Raw genomic sequence first — 24,832 nt, 5'->3', positions numbered from 1 at the left:
CGCCGATTATAGCGGGGTGGCGGCGGTGTCCTGCGTCGAGGCATGCAGCCATGCCTGCACTTGCGCGACGATGCTGAGGCTGATCGCCTCCGGTCCATGGCCGCCGAGCGGCAGGCCGACCGGTGAGTGCAGGCGCGTGCCGAGTGCCTCGCGCGTGCCCGCGGCCAGCACGCTGAACAGGTCTTCGCGCCGACGGTTCGGCCCGAGCAGGCCCACGTAGGCGATCGGCGCGTCGGCGAGTGCCTCGAGAGCCTCGCGATCGAGCTCGAAGTTGTGGTGCATGACGAGCACGGCGTCGTGGCGGCCCGCGTCGAGGCCACGCAGCGCAGTGGCCGGTGCTTCGGCGATCGCGTGGTCGGCGAGCGCCGAGGCATCGATCCAGCGTGGGCGCCGCTCGACGAGCGTGGTCAGCCAGCCCATGCGACGCATGAGCGGCAGCAGCGTCGGCGTCTCGGGGCCGGCGCCGAGCACGAGCACCGAAGGCGGCGGCGCGATGTGAAGCGACCATCCCGCGACCTGCGTCACGTCGTCACGTGTCCCTGCGACGAGCTGCCACTGCAGCGATGTGCCGCCCACGCGCCATGCGATCGCGCCATCGGCCGCGATCTCGATCACGAGTTCGTCCGTGCGTGCCAGCCACGTGCGGGCTGCCGCCTGCCAGCCGGGCATCGCGTCGAGCGGCAACAGGGCGAGATGCAGGCGGCCGCGACAACCGACCGCGGAGCCTGCGAACAGGTCCTCGTCGTCACGCGTGTCGACGTCCATCCATTCGAGCCGTTTCGCCGCCGCTGCCTCGACCGCACGCACCGCGATCTCGGGTTCGATGCAGCCGCCGCTGAGCCAGCCTGACTGGAGTCCTTCGGCACCGAACAATGCGAGCGCGCCGGGGCGGACGTAGGTCGAACCCTCCGTCTCGACGACGATCGCGAGTGTCGCGCCACTACCCGCTCCGAGCGCGGCCTCGAACACGGCGCGCGTGCTTCCCGTGGGTTCCCGGGCGGCGGCGGGGGAAGGCGTGTCGGCTGGCGTCATGCGGCGCGGGCTCGTGGAAGGTCGGGTGGCCGTGCCGGCGCGGCACGACAGGTCGACATAAGGCTTAGCGCGGCGCGGCGCAAGGCGCCGCGTCGGTGATTTCCTACGCGCGGACGCGGCGGCCTCTCCGAGGCCGGTCCTTGCCCCCTCTGGTAAGCTTCGCGACCGGCGGACGCGGGTCCGCACGCCACACCCCCGAGGAGCGCAGCATGGCACGCGGCATCAACAAGGTGATTCTGGTCGGCAACCTCGGCGCGGATCCGGAGACACGCTTCACCGCGGGCGGTTCGGCGATCACGAACATCCGCCTCGCGACCTCCGAGAGCTGGAAGGACAAGCAGACCGGCGAGAACCAGGAGCGCACCGAGTGGCATCGCGTGACGCTGTTCGGCCGTCTCGGCGAGATCGCCGGCGAATACCTCAAGAAGGGCCGTCAGGTCTACATCGAAGGTTCGCTGCGCACGAACAAGTACACCGACAAGGACGGCGTCGAGCGCTACTCGACCGACATCGTCGCCAACGAGATGCAGATGCTCGGCGGCAACGAGGGCGGTGGTGGAGGCGGTGGCGGCGGCTTCAACCGCGATCGCGGCGAGCGCAGCGGCGGCTCGGGCGGTGGCGGTGGCTACGGTGGTGGTGGTGGCGGCTACGAGCGCGCTCCCGCGCGTGGTCCGCAGTCGGCGCCGCAGCGCCAGGCCCCGCCGCCTGCGCGCAACGACAGCTTCGAGGACGACGACATCCCGTTCTGAGGTGTCCCGAACCTCCGCCGACGATCAGGAACCCGCCCCCGTGGCGGGTTCTTTCGTTTCACGCCTGGTGCCGAGAGGCGGTGCTTCACCCCTCCCGGCCCGCACGGCCGCGCGCTATCATGCGCGCCCGCCGATCGTGGCGGCCGCAGGCCTCATGTCATGGACTCCCCGAGTCGTCCCGAACCACGCCGGTTCACCCCGATCCTGACCGTTTGACCCTGCCGGGCGCCCGTCCGGCCGGACGGAGCGCACGATGAGCGAGTACGACACCAGCGCCAAGACGACCACGCAGCTGCAGGGGCACCTCGCGCGCGTGATCGAGATGCTGCGCCGCCATCGCGTCGTCGAGGAGCTCACGCACCGCCAGTCCGGGCTGCACCAGGACATCGTCGACAACCTCGTGCACCGCCAGAACCTCGCCGAGCTGCAGCGCGAGATCGACGAACTGCACCCGGCCGACGTCGCGCGCATCCTCGAGGCGCTGCCGCCCGACGACCGCATCCACGTCTGGCACCTCGTAAAGGCGGACCGCGACGGCGAGATCCTGCTCGAGGTCTCCGATGTCGTGCGCGAGTCGCTGCTCGCGGACATGGACACGCCCGAGATCCTCGCCGCGGCCGAGCAGCTCGATGCCGACGAGGTCGCCGACCTCGCCGAGGACCTCCCCGAGGAGGTCGTCCACGAGCTCATGCAGCGCATGGATGTCGAGGAGCGCGAGCAGGTCCGCGCGGCGATGTCCTACGACGAGGACCAGGTCGGCGCGATCATGGACTTCGACATGGTCACGATCCGCGAGGACGTCACCCTCGAGGTCGTGCTGCGCTACCTGCGTCGCCTCAAGGAACTGCCCGAACAGACCGACAAGCTGTTCGTCGTGAACACCGACAACGTGCTCACCGGCGTGCTGCCGCTCAAGTGGCTGCTGGTCAACGACCCGAACCGCGAGGTCGCCGAGGTCATGGCGGCCGACGCCAACACGTTCCGCCCCGACGAGGACGTCTTCGACACCGCGCAGGCCTTCGAGCGCTACGACCTCGTCTCGGCGCCCGTCGTCGATGCCGAAGGACGCCTGATCGGCCGCGTCACGGTCGATGCGATGGTCGACGTGATCCGCGAGGAGAGCGATGCCGAGACGCTGAGCCGCGGTGGCCTTCGCGAGGACGAGGACATCTTTGCCTCGGTGTGGCGCTCGCTGCGCAACCGCTGGACCTGGCTCGCGATCAACCTCGTCACCGCGTTCGTCGCCTCGCGCGTGATCGGCGTGTTCGAGGAGTCGATCGAGAAGCTCGTCGCGCTCGCCGCGCTGATGCCGATCGTCGCCGGCATCGGCGGCAACTCGGGCAACCAGACCATCACGATGATCGTACGTGCGCTCGCACTCGGCCAGATCTCGACCGGCAGCGCCAAGCGCCTGCTGCGCAAGGAGCTCGGCGTCGCGATGCTCAACGGCATCATCTGGGGCGGCGTGATCGGCCTCGTCGCGTGGCTGCTCTACGGCAGCGCCGCGCTCGGTGCGGTCATGACCGCGGCGATGACGCTGAACCTGCTGCTCGCCGCGCTCATGGGCGTGCTGATCCCGATGACGCTGATCCGCTTCGACCGCGACCCCGCGATGGGCGCGAGCGTCATGATCACCGCGCTGACCGACAGCGGCGGCTTCTTCATCTTCCTCGGGCTGGCGACGCTGTTCCTGATCTGACGGTCGTGCGCGCCGCATGCGATGCGGGCGCGCCACGTCGCCGGCGGCGCGTCACTCGAAGCCGGTCCGCATGATCCTGTCGCGCAGGCTGTGGGTCGCGACGTTGTCGTCGAGGCGCGTCTCGACGGTCGAAAACGGTCCGAACGCGCTGGCACCCAGATCGAGCATCGCCGAGCCATCGTCCCAGAGGAATCTGGCCGACACGACCAGTACGGCCCCTGCGGGCAGCGCTCGACGCACCTCGATCGATGTCGCGCGTTCCACGGCCGTGCACGGCACGCCGTCGAGCGTGCAGGTCACCGCCTCGACCACCACGCCCTGCGGCACGACCAGCATCGCGTCGACGTCGTCGACCGCGTCGGGCCCGTCGTTGCGAGTCGTCGCGACGAGGTCGAGTACCAGCCCGTCGCCGGCGGCCTGCGCCGCGACGTCGAGCGACACGTGCAGTTCGCTCCTGCTGCCGGCCGCGAGCGCGTGACGGGCGATGCTGAGCGCCGGAGGCGCGTCGTGGCGGGCGTGCAGGTTCGATGCGAGCGCCACCTGGCCGTCGGTGCCGAGCGACCAGACGAAACCGCCGCGGTCGTCGCGATGCGGCTGGTTTAAGGACTGGCGCAGGGCGGGGCGCGTGCCAACGGGTTCGCCGGTCGCGGCGTCGAATCCCGTGAGGGCCAGCACGTATTCCGACGTCGGGAAGCTGCGTTGCTGGGTCGCGTAGAGGATGCCGTCCACGACACCCTTCGGGTTGGCGGTCGCGATCGCTCCGAACGGGCTGTCGGCCAGGTCGTTCGACCACACGACGGCGCCGGTGGTGGCGTCCAGCATCGTGATGAAGCCGCGCCCGCCCGGGGCCGGCAGGCTCGAATCCACGCGGCGCCCGCCGACGATGATGCGCCCGCCCTGCGCCGCGCTCGTGATCGCGGCATACGGGCTGTAACGGGACGTGGTCGATCCGATCGGCGGGGTCGACCAGCGCGTCGAGCCGGTCGATGCATCGATGCTCGTGACGGCCAGCATCACGTCGTTGAACGTCGTGTGCACGATGGTGCCGGCATCCGGCACGTGCGTCATGCCTCCCGCCGGTGGTCGGCTCCACGTCACGCTGCCATCGTCGCCGGAGATGCGCGCGATGCCGTAGGCGGATTCGCCGAGGGCGGGTTCGAGCTGGATAAGGTCGTCGCCGAGTGCGTACGCGGAGGGTGGGTAGCTTGTCGGAACCCACAACGGTGATGGGGGCGCGAACGTCTTGCGCCAGAGGATCGCGCCGTCGGCGGAGGCATGGCGGGTAAGGTGACGCACGTCCTGCGACGGAGCACCCCATGGAAGCTTCGGGAAACCTTCGTGCACGGCGACCACGACATGGCCGTACGAATCGATCGCCGCAAGTGAGGCCGCGACGTCGATCTGCCCCGAGGCGTGATCCAGCAGCGGGCGCTGCCAGAGCGTCGCCCCACCCGCGCCGTCGATCCGCATCACGGTGGCGTCGGTTCCGGTCCCCCCGTACCAGTAGGGGCCGCCCGCGACGAGGACAGCGACATCCCCGTGCGCGTTGCGCTTGATCTCCAGGCGTGTCGACGAAAGGGAAGAAAGCACCGGCATGGGCGCGGGGCGGGTCGACTCGGCGATCAGCGTGCCGTCGGCCAGTCGGTATTCGCGCAGGTGGAGCTGCTGTCCGGCACTTCCCCATTCGAGTGCCGCGGCCAGGGCCGTTCCGCCTTCCTGGTCGAACAGCCACGTCGCGACGACCCCGGAGGGCACCATGACCGGCGAGGCGCTCCAGGGGGCCGATGTACCGGCCGAACCATGCCAGGTCGCGACTTCGCAGGTTTCGCCGTATTCAGTGCGACGGCATCGCGTGCCGACCGCCACGATGTCGGCCCCGTCCGCGACGGCACGATCGACGATGAGTTCGTCCCACTCGGGCGACACCGCGTCGGCGCGCCAGAGCAGCGAGCCGTCTTCGGGGTCGAGCGCCGCCACGTAGGCGATAGGCGTGTTGCCGGATGGCGCGGCATCGCGGCCCGGGACGAGGACGCCGCCTGCGCCGACCGTGGGCAGGCCGAGGCTGCCTGCGGCGGCGTGCGTCCAGCGCGTGGCGCCCGTTGCGGCATCGAGGGCCTCCAGCGTGGCGCCGCGGCGGCCGAGGATCGAGCCGTCCGCCATGCGCACGAGGGCGTCGAACGCCGGCCCGCCTTCGGGACCGTCGACGCTCCAGAGCGTCTGGCCGTCGGCCGTCGAGATCTTGCGCAGCGTGGAATCGCTGGACACGTAGACGCTCGACGTGTCGACCAGGAGTGCCGTGATGGGCAGGTCGACGCTCCACGCGATCGATGCCGTCGGAATGTCGAGGCGGATCAGGCGCGAGGTACAACCCACGACGGCGTACACGGCGGTGCCGTCGCCGGCCATGGCTCGCGTCCCGCACGACGTGTCGGATGAGGCCTGCGCCACCCGCATCGTGGCCAGCAGCCTGCCGGTCGCGGCGTCGTGATGGCGGAAGACGGTGCGTGTGCCGGAACGGACGGCGAGCACGACACTGCCGTCGTCGAGCACCACGCCGGTATCGATCTTGTCCACGTTGACCTGGTATTCCCACTGCCGGCCGACCGTCGACCACGACACGTGGCCGTCGGCATCGAGCAGGGAGACGGCCGCTCCGATCACGAGGGCGCTTCCGTCGGGACCGGCGACGACACGCTGGGGCACTCGTCCGGCTTCCGGATGGTGGGGCAACGTGGTGCGCCACCGCGTTGCGCCGGACGCCTCGAGCTTCACGACGGAAGGCGTGTCGTTCATGACCTCGCGCAGGATCGGCAGGAACGGGCCACCCGGCGATTCGATGAGATCGGGTCGCGCGTCGTTGCGCGACCATGGTGCCGGCCCCGTCGCGGCATCGGTCACGACGCTCCACGCGGGATTGCCCGCGAGGACCTGCGGTGCGTACGACGACACCAGCAGGAGGGCGGCCGTCGCCGCCTCGATCCGTCGATTGCGCATGCCCACGAGTCCCCTGTTTCCCTTGGTGCGATGTTGTGCGGAGTGCATTCTTCAGCGTACCGCCGGGTGACGTCGGAATGCGCGCGGTGCCGTGCTTCGCGCGGATCAGCTACCCGGCTGACCCGCGCGCGACCGGCGACGGTCCGAGTCAGTCGAAGCCGTGGCGATGGATCGTGTCGGTGTACGACGCGTAGGCCATGTTGTCCTTGAGCGTCGTCTCCGCGAACGAGAACGGGCCGAACGCGCTCGCGTGTATCGCGTTGAGAACACCGCCGCTGACAAGCAGGCGAGCGGTGATCGTCAGTTCGGCGCCGGCCGGCAGGTCGAAATGGCCTTCGAGCGTCGTCGGCATCGTGGCGACGGAGCACGCAAGCGTTGCGATCGTGCATGCCGTCGACTGCACGATCGCGCCTGCGGGAAGCGTGAGCAAGGCGTCGACATCCTGCACCGCGGTCGCTCCGGCATTCACCGTCGTGAATCTCAGGTCGAGGACGAGGTCGCCGTCCGAGGTGGCCGGCGTCACCGCCAGATTCACTGCGAGTGCGCCCGACGTGGCGGGTGCGATCGCACGACGTGCGAGCTTGGCCGTGACGGGCCTTTCGTGATGCACGTTGAGCGAAGAGGCGAACAGCATGCCAGCATCCCCTTCACGTCCCAGCAAGAACCCGGGGCCGGAATCATCCCGGTGCGGGAGTACCAGCGGCTGATGGTGCATGAACCGGCTGCCGTCGGTCGTGCCGTCTTGAATCGAAAGCGCGGTCAGCGCGAAGCCATTGCCGAACGAAATGTTCGCGTAATAGCTCTGGCTGCCATAAACCGTGCTCCCGACCACGATGCGCGGAATGAAGCTGCTGGTATCGCTCATCGGGTTGTCGTCGAAACGATTGCTCCATGCGATCGCGCCGGTGACCGCGTCCAACGCGAGAGCGATCCCCCTCGTCACGCGCGTGGCGGTCGCGAACTGATACTCGCGACGCACTCCGCCGAGGACGTAGAGGCCGTGCTGCGGGCTCGGCAGGACACCGTAGATGAAGAACTGCTCATCGGGAAACCCTTCGTATGTCGTGGTCCAGGCGACGGCCCCCGAGGACGTATCGATACGACGGACGACCAGCGGTGCACTCGTGCTCGTCGTGACGATGGCGGAAGCGTCCGGCACATAGGTGAGCATGTTCGCCGTCGACGCGACCGACCACGCCATGGTGCCGGTCGATCCCGCGAGTTTCACCAGACCGCGCCAGGGCGGAATCGAGGTGTCATCCGGGAGCTCGTGGACCACCAGGTCATCACCGACGACCAGCGCGTACGGCGGGCTCGGCGTGAACCATGCCGGGAAGAATGGTTTCCTGAACGACGTTGTCCAGGCGGGCGTGCCTGTCAGCGTGTCGAGCTTGAGGATCGATCGCCGATCGTTGGACTCTCCTGTCATCGGGTGGTTCGGGAACCCTTCGTGCAACGAAACGAGGACGTCGCCCGTCGAGTCCGAACCGACTAGCGTCGCGCCGATGCCGATCTGCCCTTGCTGCAGGTCGAGCAGGGGGCGCTGCCAGAGGAGTGCCCCCGTGATGCCGTGGAACTTCATCAGGTTCGCGTCGGTGAACACGCCCTGTATTCCGCCGAGGTCTGTCGAATACAGCACGACCGGATGGCCGTCGCCGCCGATCTTCAGCGTGATGACGTTCGCCGCGAACGGCGTGAGGGCCGGCATCGGTGCCGCATGCGTGAACTCGGCGAGCACCACGCCGTCGGTCTCGCGATATCGGCGCAGGCGGAGTTGCTGTCCCGTCGATGCCCATTCGAGTGTGGCGGTCCAGGTCGAGCCGTCGCCCGCGCGCTGGGTCGCGGCGACGACGCTGGAGGGCAGCGTCAATGAGGTCGGCGTGAAGCCCGTGCCATCCGCCTGCCCCTGCCAGGTCGCCACCTCACAGCGCATGATCGTCAGCGAGTCGCGACAACGGGTGCCGAGTGCGACGACGCGGGGGCCGACGAGCGTTGCGCGGTCGAGCTGCACGTCGTCCCAGCCGGGGGAGTCGAGCATCGTCCGCCACAGCACGCTGCCCGATGTCGGATCGAGGCGCTCCACGAACGCGGCCGGCGGCTCCGACGAGATGCGACTGGTGACAACGAGGCCTGCTGCAGTCGCGGACGGGGCGCCGACGTATCCACTCACCGCGTGTACCCACAAGCCCGCGCCCGACGTGCGATCGAGGGCCTCGAGTTGACCGTTCGTGACGGCCAAGAGGGCGCCGCCCGGAACCGCCGCCAGCGAGCGGACATACTGGCCCTCTCGATCCACGCTCCACAGCGCAGCGCCGCTCGTCACGTCGAACTTGCGGATGGACGGCACGGTGTCGACGGCATACGCGCCCGTTGCGTCGACGTGAAGCGGCACGGCGACGTTTGTGAACGTGGCCTCGGTGCTCCACGTGATGCGCAGCGGCGACGTGTCGATGCGTGCGATGCGCGTCGGGCATCCTCCTACGAGGAAGGCCGCAGGGCCGGATGACATCATGTTGCGCACGTGGCAGCCGGCGCCCACTTGCGATGCATGCCGCGGCAACGTCAACCGCGCGAGTGTCACGCCTGATGCGGACGCCAACTGGCGGATCTCCACGCGATGGCCCGTGCGTATCGCGACGACCGCGTCGCCGTCGTCGAGCAGCACACCCGCGTCGACGTGGGTATCGCCAATGCCGATGGCGTACGTCTGGTCACCGGCTGCGGACCAGAGCCGCGAGCCGTCGGCGGCAAGCTTGGTGATCGACAGGCCGAGTACGAGGGAGCTGCGGCCCGGACCGCCAACCAGACGCTGCTCGACGCCGAGCGCTTCCGTTGTATGGCCGAGCATCGCGCGCCATAGCGGAGCGCCTGTGGCCGGATCGACACGAACGACGCCGGGTGTGGCCTGCATCGCTTCGCCGACCATGGACACCAGAGGGCCGGTCGGTGAATCGACCATGACGGCGCGGGCCGTGTCGCTTTTCCAGGGCACCGTGCCGATGCTTCCCTCGATCAGCGTCTCCCATTCCTGCGACTGCGCGTTTGCGGCGCCCGCGAATCCCCACGCCAGCGCGACGAGCGTCGCGAGGCGGACCGTGCTCGATGCTTCCATGGTGTCCTTCCTGGATGTCCCCGGCGCGGGTTGTACCATGGATCCGCAGTCCACCCTGGCGGCATGACAAGGATTTACATGCAGCCTGGCCCAGTGCCGGCGAACACGACGATCGCCTGGCCCGGTGACGCGATCACGCCGCCACGTGATCCGCGATGCCGCGCTCGCACCAGATCAATCGGTCTCGACGCGTCGCCTCGTAGCGCCGGTTGTTCGGCAGGTCGGGTGCGTCGACGTCGTCCTGCGCGCGCGTGGCGTGCTCGAGGTGCACGGCGAGGGCGGCCCATTTGAGCGCGCGGCGACGCACGCCGGCGTTGGCGAGGCGTGCGGCGAGTTCGCGGTCCTCGGCGCCGTAGCCGACCATGCCCTCGTCGAAGCCGTTCACGCGCACGAGGTCGGCGCGCCAGGCGCTCATGTTGCAGCTCATGACGCGGCCGCCACTCGCGGCGTTCGCCTTCCAGCGGGCCAGCCATAGTGCGCGGAACGCGTAGTGGCGGCGGATGCCGTCGAACGCGCGGAAGTCGGCACGCGACCACGGCGCGAACACGGGTCTGGCACCGGCCAGCAGGCCGGCCGTCGCGGCCGCGGTCGAGCGGATGCGGCCGCCCTGCAGGAACGTGCCCGGTCGCGCGAAGCGCGCGTGGTCCTCGATGAAATGCGGGTGCAGCAGCATGTCGCCGTCGATCATGACGATGTAGTCGGCGGCGGTCGCGGCGATGCCGAGGTTGCGGCAGCGCGCGGCGCGGAACCCGAGATCGTCCTGCCAGAGGTGGCGGACCGGGATGCTCGTGGTCGCCGCGAACGCCGCGATGCAGGCGGCGGTGTCGGGGCCGGAGCCGTCGTCGGCGACGAGGATCTCGTCGGGTGGGCGCGTCTGCTTCGCGGCGCTGGAGAGCACGCGCGCGAGCGCTTCGGGCCAGTTGTAGGTGAGGACGAGCAGGGCGATGCGCACGTCGTGTGTCCAGGCGCCGTCGGCGGGCGGATCGCCACAGGACGTCGCTGCGGGCACGATGGTCGCAGCCTGTTCGAACGAAACATTGCCGCGATGAGCGCGCGGCGGCCCCCGCGAGCGGGGCGCCCGGCAGCCGCCGGACGCCCCGTCCGTCACGACATCAACGCACCGCGACGGCGCGCTCGCGACGCTCGATCAGGCTCATGTCGGCCTGGTTGACGAGGCGCAGGTCGCGTACCTCGAACGGCGCACGGATACCGCCGGCGATCGAACCCGCATCGAACGCGAGATCGATCGTGCCGCGGCCGGCATCGATCCACTTCGCTGCGTGGGCGACCGATGCCGGCTTGAGGCTGCCGTCGGCTGCGGTGCCGTAGAGCACGCCGGCGAGCTGGTAGCGGCTCGCATCGGCGGCCTCGATGCCGACCCGCACGGTGACGCCACCGGCCTTGCGCGACGCCGTCGACACGACCTCGACATCGCCGTCCAGGCGCGCCGATGCGACGGCCACCGCGAACGCCGTGCGGGCATCGCGTTGCACGCTGCCCTTGGCGCCGTTCGTGTTGCCGAACGCGTGGACTTCCCAGAGGCCGTGGCCACCCGCGCGAGCGGCGTCGGGCGTGACCGAGGCGACGAAGCTGCCGTCGGCGTCGCGCGTGAACACGGCAGGCTGGCTCGCGCCGTTCGGTGCCGTGAGCAGGCCTTCGAGGCGGTCGAGGGTGGCGCCTTCGACGCGTGCCCGCACGCGCAGGCTGTCGCCCGCGACGACCGCGTCGCGCTCGGCGGCGAGCGACATCACGACCGGGCTGGCCGGCTCGAATACGTGCACGAGGTAATCGCCCGAGGCCTGCGCGGCGACGAGTTCGATCGTGCCTTCGCCGAGCGCGGCATCGAGCTTGAGCACGACCGTGCCTTCGGGAGCCTGCATGCCGGCGGCGCGCAAGGCGTCCTGGTCGGCGGCGCCGTGCACGGCTTCGGCGCTGGTCCAGGTGCGGCCCTTGGCGCGGAACGTCAGCGCCGACGCGTCGAGTTTTGCGGCATTGCCTTCGCGCGGACTCAGGCGCACGAGGGCGCCCGGCGCGCTCGTGGCGAGGTTCACGCCAGCCCGCAATTCGGCAGCGCTCGCGTCGATCCAGTACTCGCGGCTCTCGGCCGTGAACGCGGTCGGGCGTGCTTCGAGCGCCTGCGCGGGATCGATCGCCCACGACATCGCGCTCGGCGTGCGGTCGAGCGAGGCGGTGGCCGATTTGGCGAGACCGAGCGTCTGCAGGCGCTGCGGCACCTGGTCGCCGGCGGAGGCGGGCAGCAGGCGCTGCAGATCGGCGGCGTGGGCACTTCCGGCGCACAGCGCGGCGAGGATCATGCTGGAAAGGATCTTCTTCATGGCATGGCTCCTCAGAGGTCGTTGCGCAGGATGGTGTCGAGGCCGAAGCAGGCGCGGCGGCTCTGGTTGTGGTTGAGCACCTTGCCTCCCGTGCGCGTCGTGTCGCGGAACCACAGCGAGCCGGCGGCCTGCTGGCTCGTGCAGTTGAGGAAGCCGTCGGAGCAGCTCGACAACCAGTTCTGCGTGATCTCGAGGCCGACGCTCTGCGTGTAGCCGCCGCAATAGGCGTTGGAGCTGAAGATGCCCGAGGAGACATCGGTGCCGACGACGTTCCAGAAGCCCTTCGGCAGCGCCGGCCGACCCGCGGTGCCGTAGAGATTGTTCTGGTTGTACTGCGCCATCCAGCTCGACTGCTGCATGCGCACGCCGTCGTTCTTGTAGCCGAGCAGCCAGCCCAGCGCGGACTCGAACATGTTGCCGTTCATGACGGCGTCGGCGAGCGGCGTGCCCGCGCTCGACGGCGCGAGCGCGTTGACCCAGCGCACCTTCGCGATGATGTTCGGGTAGCGGCTGTCGTAGGTCGGGTTGGACATGATCCAGCGCATGACGTTGCCGCCGTTGGAGTGCGTGATCACGACGAGGTCGGTGATGTTGCGGCTGTTGACGAAGCTCGTCAGCTGCGTGGCGAGGCAGCCGGCGGCGCGGCTGTCCCACATGTACTGGGTGAAGTCGCAGTTGATGACCGTGTAGTTGGCCTGGTTGGTCAGGCCCTGGCGCACGGTGTTGACGATCTCGGGCTGCCAGTAGTCGTTGTAGGCGTTGGTCTGCGCGCCGGTCCCGTGGACGAAGGCGACGCCGGTGCCGGCGTGCGCGGCATGCGCGTTGGCGGTGCCGAGCGCGAGCAGCGGCACGAGTGCGTATCGGATCATTGAATCCCTCCCGGTGCGGCCCGCATGCGTGGCGGGCCCTTCTGATGGGCCTCGTGGCGCGTACCGGTACGGCGGTCCCTGCCGTCGCTGCGCGCTGGCGAAGCGGTGACAACCCCTCACGGCGCCTTCCATTCCCTCCCGGATGGTGGGCGCCCGCCGATCTTGGACGCGCATCGCGCGATGGTCAAACGATTGTTTGAAGCTTGTGCTCCACTTCGCATTCGCGTGTCCGCTGCGGGCTCGCGGAAGCGCCACGTTGCACTGCGCAAATTTGCTATGGTGCGGCGACCGGGTCGTCGATCGTCGCGTGCCGCGTAGGGCAGGGAGGAGGCCTTCGCGCGCCTTCGTGCGGTGCCGCATCCGGCCGTCCCAACAGCGTCGCCTCGACCACCGCCACCCGGAGCCGTCCGTGTCGATCCATGTCGCGCTGAACCACGTCACGCACTACCGCTACGACCGCCTCGTCCATCTCGGCCCCCAGGTCGTGCGCCTGCGCCCCGCGCCGCACAGCCGCACGCGCATCCTGTCGTACGCGCTGCGCGTCGAACCGGCCGACCACTTCATCAACTGGCAGCAGGATCCGCAGGCCAACTACCTCGCGCGCCTCGTGTTCCCCGAGCCGACGCGCGCGTTCCGCGTCGAGGTGGATCTCGTCGCCGAGATGTCGGTGCTCAATCCGTTCGACTTCTTCCTCGATCCGCTCGCCGAGAAGATCCCCTTCGCGTACCCCGCTGCACTGCGTCGCGAGCTGACGTCTTACCTCGTCAAGCTGCCGCCGTCGCCGCGCTTCGAGGCCTACCTCGCGACGATCCCGCGCACGCCGCGTGCGAGCGCCGACTTCCTCGTCGACCTCAACCAGCGCCTGAGCCGCGACATCCGCTACCTGATCCGCATGGAGCCGGGTGTGCAGGCGCCCGAGCAGACGCTCGAACTCGGCTCGGGCTCGTGCCGCGACTCGGCCTGGCTGCTCGTGCAGCTGCTGCGCCACCTCGGCCTCGCCGCGCGCTTCGTCTCCGGTTACCTGATCCAGCTCGTCGCCGATGTGAAGTCACTCGACGGCCCGAGCGGGACCGAAGCCGATTTCACCGACCTGCATGCGTGGTGCGAGGTCTACCTGCCCGGCGCGGGCTGGATCGGCCTCGATCCGACCTCGGGCCTGCTCGCGGGCGAAGGCCACATCCCGCTCGCGTGCTCGCCGGAACCGACCTCGGCCGCACCGATCACGGGCGGTGTCGATCCCAGCGAGGTCGAGTTCGGCCACGACATGTCGGTGCGACGCCTGCACGAGTCGCCGCGCGTGACGAAGCCGTACGCCGACGCGCAATGGGCCGCGATCGAGGCACTCGGCCGCAAGGTCGACGCCGACCTCGAGCGTTTCGACGTGCGCCTGACCATGGGCGGCGAGCCGACCTTCGTGGCCTCCGACGATCCCGACGGCGCGGAGTGGAACACCGACGCGCTCGGCCCGCGCAAGCGCGTGCGTGCCGCGGACCTGTTCTGGAAGCTCAAGGACCGTTACGCCGCGAAAGGCCTGCCGCACTTCGGCCAGGGCAAGTGGTACCCGGGCGAGCAGCTGCCGCGCTGGTCGCTCAACTGTTTCTGGCGCCGCGACGGCGATCCGATCTGGAACGATCGCGCGCTGATCGCCGACGAGCGTGCACGCGGCAAGGCCGACGCTGCGACCGCGGCCACGTTCCTGCGCGAGGTCGCGGCGCGCCTGGCCGTCGACGGCAACCACGTGTTCCCGGCCTACGAGGACCTCTTCTATTACCTGTGGCGCGAGCGCCGCCTGCCGGGCAACGTCGATCCGTCGGATCCCCGCCTGTCCGATCCGCTCGAGCGCGAGCGCGTCATGCGGGTGTTCGAGCGTGGCCTCGGCGAGGTCGTCGGCCACGTACTGCCGATCGCGCGGCCACTCGGCGAGTGGCAGAGCGGCCCGTGGTTCCTGCGCACCGAGCACTGCCTGCTCGTGCCCGGCGATTCGCCGCTCGGATACCGCCTGCCGCTCGATTCGCAGCCTTGGGTCGCCGAGACCGACTACCCCTACGTGCAGCCGGTCGACCCGATGCAGGCGCTTCCTCCGCTGCCGGCGCATGCCGAGATCCGTCGCCAGATCGGTGGCGTCGCGCGTGTCGGCGTGGTGCAGCCGCGCGTCGCCGCGTCGCCCGAGCGCTTCACCGCGCGGCCGTCGTCGGCCCGCGTCGGCACCACCACCGTGAGTGCGCCGAAGCCGCCCGCACCGCGCGAATCGGCAGCGGCGATCACGCGCACCGCATTGTGTGCGGAACCGCGCGGCGGCAACCTCTACCTGTTCATGCCGCCGCTGCAGCGCCTCGAGGATTACCTCGAACTCGTCGGCGCGATCGAGGCGACCGCGGCCATGCTCAGCACGCCGGTGATCCTCGAAGGCTACGAGCCGCCGCGTGATCCGCGCCTGGAGGTGTTTCGCGTGACGCCCGACCCCGGCGTCATCGAGGTCAACATCCACCCGGCCACGCGCTGGGACGATCTCGTCGAGCGCACCACGCACCTCTACGAGGCCGCGCGAGAGACGCGCCTGGTCGCCGAGAAGTTCATGATCGACGGTCGCCACACCGGCACCGGCGGTGGCAACCATTTCGTGCTCGGCGCGGCACGGCCTTCGGATTCGCCGTTCCTGCGCCGTCCGGACCTGCTGCGCAGCCTGCTGTCGTACTGGCACAACCATCCGTCGCTCTCGTACCTGTTCTCGGGCCTGTTCATCGGCCCGACCTCGCAGGCGCCGCGCGTCGACGAGGCCCGCAACGATTCGCTGTACGAGCTCGAGCTCGCGTTCCGCCAGTTCCCGGGCAAGGGCGCCGACGTGCCGCCGTGGCTGGTCGACCGCCTGCTGCGCAACCTGCTCATCGACGTCACCGGCAACACGCACCGCGCCGAGTTCTGCATCGACAAGCTGTACTCGCCCGACGGTCCCGCCGGCCGCCTCGGCCTGCTCGAGATGCGCGCGTTCGAGATGCCGCCGCACGCGCGCATGAGCCTGGCCCAGCAGCTGATGCTGCGCGCGCTGGTCGCGCGCTTCTGGCAGAAGCCCTACGCGCCCGAGCGTCTCGCGCGCTGGGGCACCGAGCTGCACGACCGCTTCATGCTGCCGCACTTCGTCGAGCAGGATCTCGCCGACGTCGTGACCGAGATGCGCAGTGCGGGCTATGCGGTCGAGGCCGACTGGTTCGCACCGCACCTCGAGTTCCGCTTTCCGAAGGTCGGCGATTACACGGTGCGCGGCATCGACCTCGAACTGCGCCACGCCCTCGAGCCCTGGCACGTGATGGGCGAGGAGGGCGCGATCGGCGGCACCGTGCGCTTCGTGGATTCGTCGGTCGAGCGCCTGCAGGTCAAGCTGCGCGGGCTCGCGCCGGACCGCTATGCATTGACCTGCAACGGCCGTCGCGTGCCGCTGCGCCCGACCGGCACGGTCGGCGAATTTGTCGCCGGCGTGCGCTACAAGGCCTGGCAGCCGGCGTCGAGCCTGCATCCGACGCTGCGCCCCGACGCACCGCTCGTGTTCGACCTCGTCGACACCTGGTCGCAGCACTCGCTGGGCGGCTGCCAGTATCATGTGGCGCATCCGGGAGGGAGGAACTACGCGACGTTCCCGGTCAACGCGTTCGAGGCCGAGAGTCGCCGCCTGGCCCGCTTCTTCCGTCTCGGCCACACGCCGGGCACGCTGGATGCGCCGGTGGCCGCGACCGGTCCCGAACATCCGTTCACGCTGGACCTGCGCAACACGTCATGACCGAAACGCCCGCTCCCGTCGCCGCGCATTCCTCGCTGCTGGCGGCGTACGAGCGCAACCCGCGCCATTTCCACGAGATGCTCGACGCCGACGGCACCGTGCGCCCGCACTGGCGCCGCCTGCTCGCCGACCTCGAGGCCTCGACGCCGCTGCAGATGCGCCACCGCAGCGACTTCGTGGCGCGGCAGATCCGCGAAGACGGCATCACCTACAACGTCTATGCCGATGCCAAGGGCGCCGACCGCCCGTGGGAGCTCGACCTGCTGCCGAACATCATCGGCGCGCAGGAATGGGCCGGCCTCTCCGCCAAGATCGCACAGCGTGCGACGCTGCTCGACGCCGTGCTCGGCGACCTCTACGGCCCGCAGCAGTTGCTGCGCGAAGGCCTGCTGCCGAGCGAGCTCGTGTTCGGCCACCCGAACTTCCTGTGGCCGTGCCACGGCATCACGCCGCCCGGCGGGCGCTGGCTGCACGTCTACGCGGCCGACCTCGCGCGCTCGCCCGACGGCACGTGGTGGGTCGTCGCCGACCGCACGCAGGCGCCTTCCGGCGCAGGCTACGCGCTCGAGAACCGCCAGATCGTCTCGCGCGCGTTCCCTGAGCTGTTCCGCGAACTCAAGGTGCAGCAGCTCGCCGGCTTCTTCGGCGAACTGCAGGCCACGCTGCGGCGCCTTGCCCCGACCACCGATGGCGAGTCGCCGCTGTCGGTGCTGCTGACCTCGGGGCGCTACAACGAAACCTATTTCGAACACGTGTTCCTCGCGCGTTACCTCGGCGTGCCGCTCGTCGAAGGCCACGACCTCACGGTGCGCGGCGATACGGTCTATCTCAAGACGCTCGGCGGCCTCAAGCGCGTGCACGCGATCCTGCGCCGCATGGACGACGACTACTGCGATCCGCTCGAGCTGCGCAGCGATTCCGCGCTCGGCGTGCCGGGCCTGCTCGACGTCGTGCGCGCGGGCCGTGTGCTCGTGGCCAACGCGCTCGGCAGCGGTGTGCTCGAATCGCCGGGTCTGTCCGGATTCCTCCCGCGCATCTGCGAACGCCTGCTCGGTCAGCCGCTGGCGATGCCATCGGTGGCGACGTGGTGGTGCGGCGAGGCACCCGTGCGCGAGGAAGCGCTCGAGGCGCTCGAACGCCTCGTCATCAAGGGCGCGTACCCGTCGCAGCGCTTCGAGCCGCTGTTCGGCGACACGCTCGGCAAGCCGCGCTTGGCCGAACTGCGCGCGCGCATCCGTGCGCGGCCGCAGGCCTACGTCGCGCAGGAACTCGTGCAGATGTCGCAGGCGCCGGTCTGGCAGAGCGCCGGTGCACGCGCGCGCATCGTGCCGCGCGCGATCGGCATGCGCGTCTACGCGGTCGCGACCGCGAACGGCTATACGGTCATGCCCGGTGCGCTCACGCGCGTGGCCGGGCGCGACGACACCAGCATCGTGTCGATGCAGCGTGGCGGTGGCAGCAAGGACACCTGGGTGCTCGCCGACACGCCGCACGGCGACGACGGCGCGCACCGTCGCGAGATCCGCGCGAGCGACCTCGTGCGCCGCGACGATTTCCTGCCGTCGCGCCTCGTCGAGAACCTGTTCTGGCTCGGCCGCTACTCGGAACGCGCCGACGACACCGTGCGCCTGCTGCGCGTGGTGCTGTCGCGCTACGTCGACAGTGGCACGACCAACCCCTCGTTCAACGCCGCGATCGATGCCTGCCGCTCGCTCGGCATGTTGCGCGGGCACAGCGCACTGCGCCGCCGCCTGCTCGCGTCGGTGGCCGACCCCGATTCACCGGGCAGTCTGCCGGGCACGCTGAGCCGCCTGTACTGGTCGGCCGCACAGGTGCGCGGGCGGCTCTCGCAGGAGAACTGGCGCGCGCTGCTCGAGCTGCAGCGCGAGACCGCGGCGCTGTCGGTCGACCAGCTCGGCCTCGGCGACGCGCTCGACGTGCTCGACCGCCTGCTGCTCGGCATCTCGGCGTTGTCGGGCTTCGCCCACGACGACATGACGCGCGACGACGGCTGGCGCTTCCTCATGATCGCGCGCCGGCTCGAGCGGCTGCAGTTCCTCGGCGACGTCGTCGCGCGCGTCATGCGTCACCCGGCCGGCGCCGACCACGCCACGCTCGAATGGCTGCTCGAACTCGCCGACTCGATCATCACCTACCGCGCGCGCTATCTCTCCGCGCCACAGCTGATCCCGACGCTCGACCTCGTGCTGTGCGATCCGGCCAACCCGCATTCGGTGCTGTTCCAGGTCGCCGAGTTGCGTCGCGAGTTCGCCGCGCTGCCCGATGCGCCGGATGGCCTCGACGTGCTCGCCGCGATCGAGCGGCGCCTGCGCGAATGCGACCTCTCGGCGCTCGAGGATTCGCTGTTCGGCGAGCGCGGCCGCGGCGACGCGATGCTCGGCATCGCCGATCTCGCCACGCAGGCGGCCGATCTGTCACGCACGCTGTCCGACCAGCTCAACCTGAGGTATTTCGCGCATGTCGACGACGTCAGCCAGCGCACCTTCTCGACCTGAGGCGCGCATGGGCATCACCTACGACGTCGTGCACCGCACCGAGTACCGCTACGGCGCGCCGGTGTCGCTGTCGCAGCAGCTGTTGCACCTCGCGCCGCGCGACATGCCGCGGCAGGCCTGCCTCGCCCACGCGCTCGTGGTCGATCCCGCGCCGTCGCGGCGCGTCGACGGCGAGGACGCGTTCGGCAATCCGCTGACGCGGTTGGACTTCGACCGCCCCCACGAGACGCTCGCGATCACCGCGCGCCTGCGCGTGCACGTCGAGGCCGATGACCCGCTCGATCCGGTCGACTCGCCGGCGTGGGAAGACGTCGTCGGCGCGCTCGCCTACCGTGGCGGCGAGGCACTCGACGAGGCCCACCTCGAGGCGATGCGCTACCGCGTCGAGTCACCGTACGTGCGCATCAAGACCGTGTTCGCCGACTACGCGCGGCCGTGCTTCACGCGCGGGCGTCCGTTGCTCGAGGCTGCGCAGGCGCTCATGCAGGCCATCCACGCCGACTTCACCTATTCACCCGAGGCGACCCAGATCGCGACACCGCTGCTCGACGTGTTCGAGAAGCGCCACGGGGTCTGCCAGGACTTCGCCCACGTCATGCTGGCCTGCCTGCGCTCGCTCGGGCTCGCCGCGCGCTACGTCAGCGGCTACCTGCGCACGACGCCGGTCGAGGGCAAGCCGCGCCTCGTCGGCGCCGATGCCTCGCACGCCTGGGTGTCGGTGTTCTGTCCGCGCCAGGGCTGGGTCGATTTCGATCCCACCAACCGCGTCGTGCCGTCGCTGCAGCACGTCACGCTCGCGGCGGGACGCGACTTCGGCGACGTCTCGCCGCTGCGGGGCGTGATCCTCGGTGGCGGTGCGCACGAGCTCGAGGTGGCGGTCATGGTCACGCCGGTCGAACCGGCCGCCGCCTGAGCGACACCACGCCGCACCCGCCGGGTCTTCGCGGCGCGCCGTGCGCCGTTTCGCGCCGCATGGCATAATCCGCGACCTTTTTTGTGACCGGGGCGGCTGCCGCGGTTGCCGCAACCCGTTGGAGAGACGATGGATTTCCTGATCAGTTCCGCTTACGCGCAGGACGCGGCGGCCGCCGCACCGAATCCGATCATGTCGTTCCTGCCGCTGATCATCCTGTTCGGCATCTTCTACTTCATGCTGATCCGCCCGCAGATGAAGCGCGCCAAGGAGCAGCGCAACATGATCGCGGCGCTCGCAAAGGGCGACGAGATCATGACGAACGGCGGCCTCGTCGGCCGCGTCGAGGACATCGGCGAGTCGTTCCTGACCGTCGAGATCGCCGACAACGTGCGCATCAAGCTGCAGAAGCACGCGGTCAGCGCGGTCCTGCCGAAGGGCACGCTCAAGCAGGCTTGATCCACGCCCGGCCATCCCCAAAGCGGGAAGGCCCGGAGCGGCCGCGGCAGACTGCCGCGGCCAAACCCGCGGCGGGGAGAAGGTCCGCGTGGCGTTGCCTTCGTGCAGCGTCCGCGCGCAAGGGGCCCCGCGGCATCCTCACGCTTCCACTGCAGTTCGCGCGACAACCGGATTCGACTGATGAACGACTATCCACGATGGAAGCACGCGCTGGTCGTGCTGGTGACGGTGCTGGGACTGATCTACGCCCTGCCGACGCTGTACCCCAAGCAGCCCGCGGTGCAGGTCATCGGCAACAGCGGCACGGTGATCGACGAAGCGACGCGCGAGCGCGCGATGGCGGAGCTGCAGAAGCGCAACATCCCGTTCGAGAGCGTCGAGCTCAAGACGGACGCGCTGCTCGTGCTGTTCCCGATCGGCAGCACCGACACCCAGCTCAACGGTGCCGCCGCGCTGCGTGAAGGCCTCGGCGACAACTACACGACCGCGCCGAACCTCGCCTCGACCGTGCCGGCCTGGCTGCGCGCGATCGGCGCCGACTCGATGCCGCTCGGCCTCGACCTGCAGGGCGGCGTGCACTTCCTCATGGAAGTCGACCAGAAGAGCGTTCGCGACACGCAGGAACAGCGTTACGTCGACGACATCCGCGGCCTGCTGCGCGACCGCAACATCCGCAACGCGAACGTCTCGCGCGGTGCGCAGGGCGTGGTCGTGCAGACGCCGAACAACGCCGATCGCGACACGATCGCCGCGGCGATCAACAAGGACTACGCGACCGACCTGCTCGTCGTGAACGGCCCGTCGGTCGGCGATCAGCCCACGCTGCTCGTGACGATGCGCCCCGAGCGCGTCCGCGTGATCGCGGACAACACGATCAAGCAGAACGTCGGCACGCTGCGCAACCGCATCAACGCGCTCGGCGTGGCCGAGCCGATCATCGTGCAGCAGGGCGACAGCCGCATCGTCGTCGAGCTGCCGGGCGTGCAGGACACCGCCGAAGCCAAGCGCATCCTCGGCGCGACCGCGACCCTCGAATACCGTGCGGTCGACCAGAGCGCCAATCCGCAGGAAGCCGCACGGACCGGCCAGGTGCCCGGCGACTCGCGTCTGTACCGCGACAAGAACGGCAACCCGCTCGTGCTCAAGAAGAAGGTCATCGTCAAGGGCGACGAGCTCATCGACGCGTCCAGCCAGGCCGACCAGCAGTCGGGCGAGCCGGCGGTGTCGGTCACGCTCAACGAAGCCGGCGCACGCAAGATGCTCGACTTCACGATGGCCAACGTCGGCAAGCCGATGGCGGTCGTCTACATCGAGCGCACCCCCGAGGTGCGCATCGTCGACGGCAAGGAGGAGCGCACCGCGAAGATCACCGAGACCGTGATCAACGAGGCGACGATCCGCGGCGTGTTCTCGAAGAACTTCCAGACCACGGGCCTGGAGAGCATGAAGGTCGCCTCCGAGCTGGCCCTGCTGCTCAAGTCCGGTTCGCTGGCTGCGCCGGTCGACATCGTCGAGGAGCGTGTCATCGGCGCGAGCCTCGGCGCCGACAACATCGAGAAGGGCATCAACTCGGTCATCATCGGCCTGCTCGCCGTCGTCGTGTTCGTCGGCCTCTACTACAAGCTGTTCGGCCTCATCGCCGACCTCGCGCTCCTCATGAACCTCGTGCTGCTCGTGGCGATCCTCAGCATCTTCCAGGCCACGCTGACGCTGCCCGGCATCGCCGGCATCGTGCTCACGCTCGGCATGGCGATCGACGCCAATGTGCTCATCTGCGAACGCATCCGAGAGGAAATCCGCAACGGCGCCACGCCGCTCGCGGCGATCCGCGCCGGTTACGAGAAGGCGTGGGCGACGATCCTCGACGCCAACGTCACCCACCTCATCGCCGCGATCGGCCTCATCACGTTCGGCTCCGGTCCCATCCGCGGCTTCGCGATCACGCTGACCATCGGCATCATCACGTCGATGTTCACGTCGGTCACCGGCACGCACTCGATCATCTCGCTGATCTTCGGTCGCTCGAAGGTCAAGGCCTTGTCGGTCTGAACCCCGGGACACAGTCATGGAACTCTTCAATCCGAATGCCAACATCGATTTCATGCGCTGGCGCAAGGTCAGCCTTACGATCTCGGTGATCCTGATGGTGGTCTCGGCCGCGCTGATCTTCGTGCGCGGCCTCAACTACGGCCTCGACTTCACGGGCGGCACGCTCGTCGAGGTCACGTACGAGCGCGCGATCGATGTAGCGGAGGTGCGTTCGGCGCTCTCCGACGGCGGCTTCGGCAACGCGATCGTGCAGACCTACGGTGGCACGAACGAGTTCGCGATCCGCCTCGCCAACGAGGAGCACGAGGCCGAAGCGCCGGCCGCCGCCGAAGGCGAGACGCCGGCCAGCGAGGCCGCATCGGGCATCCACAACGACGCCACCGCCGACAAGCTCGCCGTCAACGTGCTCAAGGCCTTGAAGGTCAAGCGTGACGACGCCAAGGTGCTGCGCAGCTCGTTCGTCGGTCCGCAGATCGGCGAGGAACTGCGCACCGACGGCCTCGTCGCGGTCATCTTCGTGATCGCCGGCATCTCGATCTACCTGTGGATCCGCTTCGAATGGCGCTTCGCGGTGTCCGCGGTGGCCTCCGAGGCGCACGACGCGCTGCTCACGATGGGCATCTTCGCGCTGACCGGCCGCGAGTTCGACCTGCCCGCGCTCGCGGCGGTGCTGTCCGTGGTCGGCTACTCGATCAACGACAAGATCGTCGTCTTCGACCGTGTCCGCGAGATCTTCCGTTCCTCGCGCAAGGGCGAGCCGATCGAGGTGCTCAACCGCTCGATCAACTCGACCATGTCGCGCACGATCATGACCGGCGTCACCACCGCGCTCGCGGTCGGCGCGCTGTACGTGTTCGGCGGTGCAGCGCTCGAGAGCTTCGGCCTCATCATGCTGATCGGCATCGTCATCGGCATCCTGTCGTCGATCTTCTTCGCGAACCCGATCCTGCTCGCACTCGGTGTCTCGAAGCAGGACCTCATGCCGGTCACCAAGGATGATCCGGAGCTCGAGCGCAGGCCCTGACGGGCTTCGTCGAGCTACGATGCACGGGGCGCTTCGGCGCCCCGTTTTCGTTGGAGCACGTGATGCGCGACACGCGGAAGAGGGCGGGTGCGACGAGGCGCGGCGTGGAGATGCCGGACGGCGGCACGCACGGCCTCGCCCGTGTGCTGTCCAAGCGCGGGCTGTGCTCGCGCACGCAGGCCGCACGCTGGATCGTCGAGGGACGCGTACGCGTCGACGGTCGTCTCGTGCGTGATCCCGAGTCACGCACGCGCACCGAAGCGGCGATCGTCGTCGAGGGACTCGAGGCCGCTGCTGCGGTCGAGCGTCGCTACGTCATGCTCGACAAGCCGCGCGGCCTCGTCACGACCACGGCCGACGAGCAGGGCCGCGACACGGTCTATCGCGCCTTCGACGGCGCCGGCCTGCCATGGCTCGCGCCGGTCGGCCGGCTCGACAAGGCCAGCGAGGGCCTGTTGCTGTTCACCAACGATCCCGCCTGGGCCGCGGCGGTGACGTCACCCGAGCACGGTCCCGACAAGACCTACCACGTGCAGGTCGACGCGCTGCTCGACACTGCAGCCCTCGATCGCCTGCGCGAGGGCGTCGTCGATGCCGGCGAACACCTCGCGGCGAAGCATGTGCGCGAGCTGCGCCGCGGCACGCGCAACAGCTGGCTCGAAATCGTGCTCGACGAAGGCCGCAACCGGCAGATCCGCCGCCTGCTCGCTGCACACGGCATCGGTGTGCTGCGCCTCGTGCGCGTGGCGATCGGGGCACTCACGCTCGGCGCACTCGTGCGCGGGGCATGGCGTGATCTGACGGCGGAAGAGGTCGCAGCACTCGCTCAGGCTCGATCCGCAAGAGATGCCTGAGCGCTTCGTCGCTCAGTGCACACGCCTGGCGATGCGCACGCCGCGCAAGGCGTCGAGAGCATGAAACACGCGGGCGCGTGCATCGTGGTGCAGCTCCACGTTGCCGTCGTCCATCCACTGCACGTCGAGCGCCGGGCCGCCGTGGGCGGCGGCAGGAGCACGGCCGTGGTCGGTGTCCGCGATGAACACATTGCCCCCCTCGTCACCGAGAGGCTCGCCGGCATCGAGCAGCGACGCCTGTGTCGAAAAGCCCGTCGTCGCGCCGCAGCTTCGTTCGAACACGACCAGCCTCATGCGCCCGTCCGGCGAGTACGCCTGCTCGAGCAGCGTGTTCTCGCAGAGATCGGCGGACACGAACGCATCGAGCACCGCGAGCAAGGCCGCGCCGCTTCCCATCATGGCGAGAGTGACGGCCAACGCACGCATGCCACGGAACCTGTTCATCTGCACGCAC

The 24,832-nt window shown here is 69.5% G+C and carries 16 protein-coding genes; 9 read left to right on the top strand and 7 right to left on the bottom strand.

What is annotated here, in order from left to right:
- Positions 1–6: 6 nt before the first annotated feature.
- Complete coding sequence (locus ACQQ2N_RS21150) at positions 7–1,032, bottom strand: XdhC family protein (RefSeq protein WP_440223558.1); 1,026 nt, start codon at positions 1,030–1,032, stop codon at positions 7–9.
- A 209-nt stretch (positions 1,033–1,241) separates the two neighbouring features.
- Here ACQQ2N_RS21150 and ssb point away from each other — a divergent pair, with 209 nt between their 5' ends.
- On the top strand, positions 1,242–1,781 hold the full coding sequence (gene ssb, locus ACQQ2N_RS21145) for a single-stranded DNA-binding protein (protein ID WP_440223557.1): 540 nt from the start codon (positions 1,242–1,244) through the stop codon (positions 1,779–1,781).
- Between the two features lie 253 nt (positions 1,782–2,034).
- Complete coding sequence (gene mgtE / locus ACQQ2N_RS21140) at positions 2,035–3,480, top strand: magnesium transporter (protein WP_440223556.1); 1,446 nt, start codon at positions 2,035–2,037, stop codon at positions 3,478–3,480.
- Between the two features lie 51 nt (positions 3,481–3,531).
- Here mgtE and ACQQ2N_RS21135 read toward each other — a convergent pair whose 3' ends face one another.
- The 5 genes from ACQQ2N_RS21135 to ACQQ2N_RS21115 form a co-directional block, all read right to left on the bottom strand.
- Entirely contained in the window at positions 3,532–6,474 is a 2,943-nt protein-coding gene (locus ACQQ2N_RS21135; protein ID WP_440223555.1) for an outer membrane protein assembly factor BamB family protein, read from the bottom strand.
- A 148-nt stretch (positions 6,475–6,622) separates the two neighbouring features.
- Positions 6,623–9,586: an outer membrane protein assembly factor BamB family protein gene (locus ACQQ2N_RS21130; protein ID WP_440223554.1), complete on the bottom strand. Its 2,964-nt coding sequence runs from the start codon at positions 9,584–9,586 to the stop codon at positions 6,623–6,625.
- A gap of 133 nt (positions 9,587–9,719) precedes the next feature.
- On the bottom strand, positions 9,720–10,538 hold the full coding sequence (locus ACQQ2N_RS21125) for a glycosyltransferase family 2 protein (protein ID WP_440223553.1): 819 nt from the start codon (positions 10,536–10,538) through the stop codon (positions 9,720–9,722).
- 160 nt (positions 10,539–10,698) lie between these two features.
- Positions 10,699–11,922: a DUF4785 domain-containing protein gene (locus ACQQ2N_RS21120; RefSeq protein WP_440223552.1), complete on the bottom strand. Its 1,224-nt coding sequence runs from the start codon at positions 11,920–11,922 to the stop codon at positions 10,699–10,701.
- 11 nt (positions 11,923–11,933) lie between these two features.
- On the bottom strand, positions 11,934–12,791 hold the full coding sequence (locus tag ACQQ2N_RS21115; protein ID WP_440223551.1) for a hypothetical protein: 858 nt from the start codon (positions 12,789–12,791) through the stop codon (positions 11,934–11,936).
- 409 nt (positions 12,792–13,200) lie between these two features.
- Here ACQQ2N_RS21115 and ACQQ2N_RS21110 point away from each other — a divergent pair, with 409 nt between their 5' ends.
- The 7 genes from ACQQ2N_RS21110 (at position 13,201) to ACQQ2N_RS21080 (ending at position 24,378) form a co-directional block, all read left to right on the top strand.
- Positions 13,201–16,563: a DUF2126 domain-containing protein gene (locus tag ACQQ2N_RS21110; protein WP_440223550.1), complete on the top strand. Its 3,363-nt coding sequence runs from the start codon at positions 13,201–13,203 to the stop codon at positions 16,561–16,563.
- A complete protein-coding gene (locus tag ACQQ2N_RS21105) occupies positions 16,560–19,079 on the top strand; it encodes a circularly permuted type 2 ATP-grasp protein (RefSeq protein ID WP_440223549.1) in 2,520 nt (839 codons plus the stop codon). Before ACQQ2N_RS21110 ends, ACQQ2N_RS21105 begins: the two co-directional genes overlap by 4 nt.
- A gap of 7 nt (positions 19,080–19,086) precedes the next feature.
- Complete coding sequence (locus tag ACQQ2N_RS21100; protein WP_440223548.1) at positions 19,087–19,992, top strand: transglutaminase family protein; 906 nt, start codon at positions 19,087–19,089, stop codon at positions 19,990–19,992.
- 129 nt (positions 19,993–20,121) lie between these two features.
- Complete coding sequence (gene yajC, locus ACQQ2N_RS21095) at positions 20,122–20,451, top strand: preprotein translocase subunit YajC (protein ID WP_440223547.1); 330 nt, start codon at positions 20,122–20,124, stop codon at positions 20,449–20,451.
- A gap of 180 nt (positions 20,452–20,631) precedes the next feature.
- Positions 20,632–22,500 (top strand): protein translocase subunit SecD, encoded by a 1,869-nt coding sequence (gene secD / locus ACQQ2N_RS21090; protein ID WP_440223546.1) that lies wholly within the window; start codon positions 20,632–20,634, stop codon positions 22,498–22,500.
- A gap of 16 nt (positions 22,501–22,516) precedes the next feature.
- Complete coding sequence (secF, locus tag ACQQ2N_RS21085) at positions 22,517–23,524, top strand: protein translocase subunit SecF (RefSeq protein ID WP_440223545.1); 1,008 nt, start codon at positions 22,517–22,519, stop codon at positions 23,522–23,524.
- Between the two features lie 110 nt (positions 23,525–23,634).
- A complete protein-coding gene (locus ACQQ2N_RS21080) occupies positions 23,635–24,378 on the top strand; it encodes a pseudouridine synthase (RefSeq protein ID WP_440225819.1) in 744 nt (247 codons plus the stop codon).
- Between the two features lie 12 nt (positions 24,379–24,390).
- Here ACQQ2N_RS21080 and ACQQ2N_RS21075 read toward each other — a convergent pair whose 3' ends face one another.
- Positions 24,391–24,804, bottom strand: coding sequence for a hypothetical protein (locus ACQQ2N_RS21075; RefSeq protein WP_440223544.1), 414 nt, complete (start codon positions 24,802–24,804; stop codon positions 24,391–24,393).
- Between the last annotated feature and the right edge of the window lie 28 nt (positions 24,805–24,832).

Origin of the sequence: Dokdonella aquatica, assembly GCF_051987395.1 — a bacterium.
Taxonomy (GTDB): Bacteria; Pseudomonadota; Gammaproteobacteria; order Xanthomonadales; family Rhodanobacteraceae; genus Dokdonella.
The sequence above is the reverse complement of the archived record's forward strand: the minus strand, read 5'-3'. Positions and strand labels throughout refer to the sequence as shown.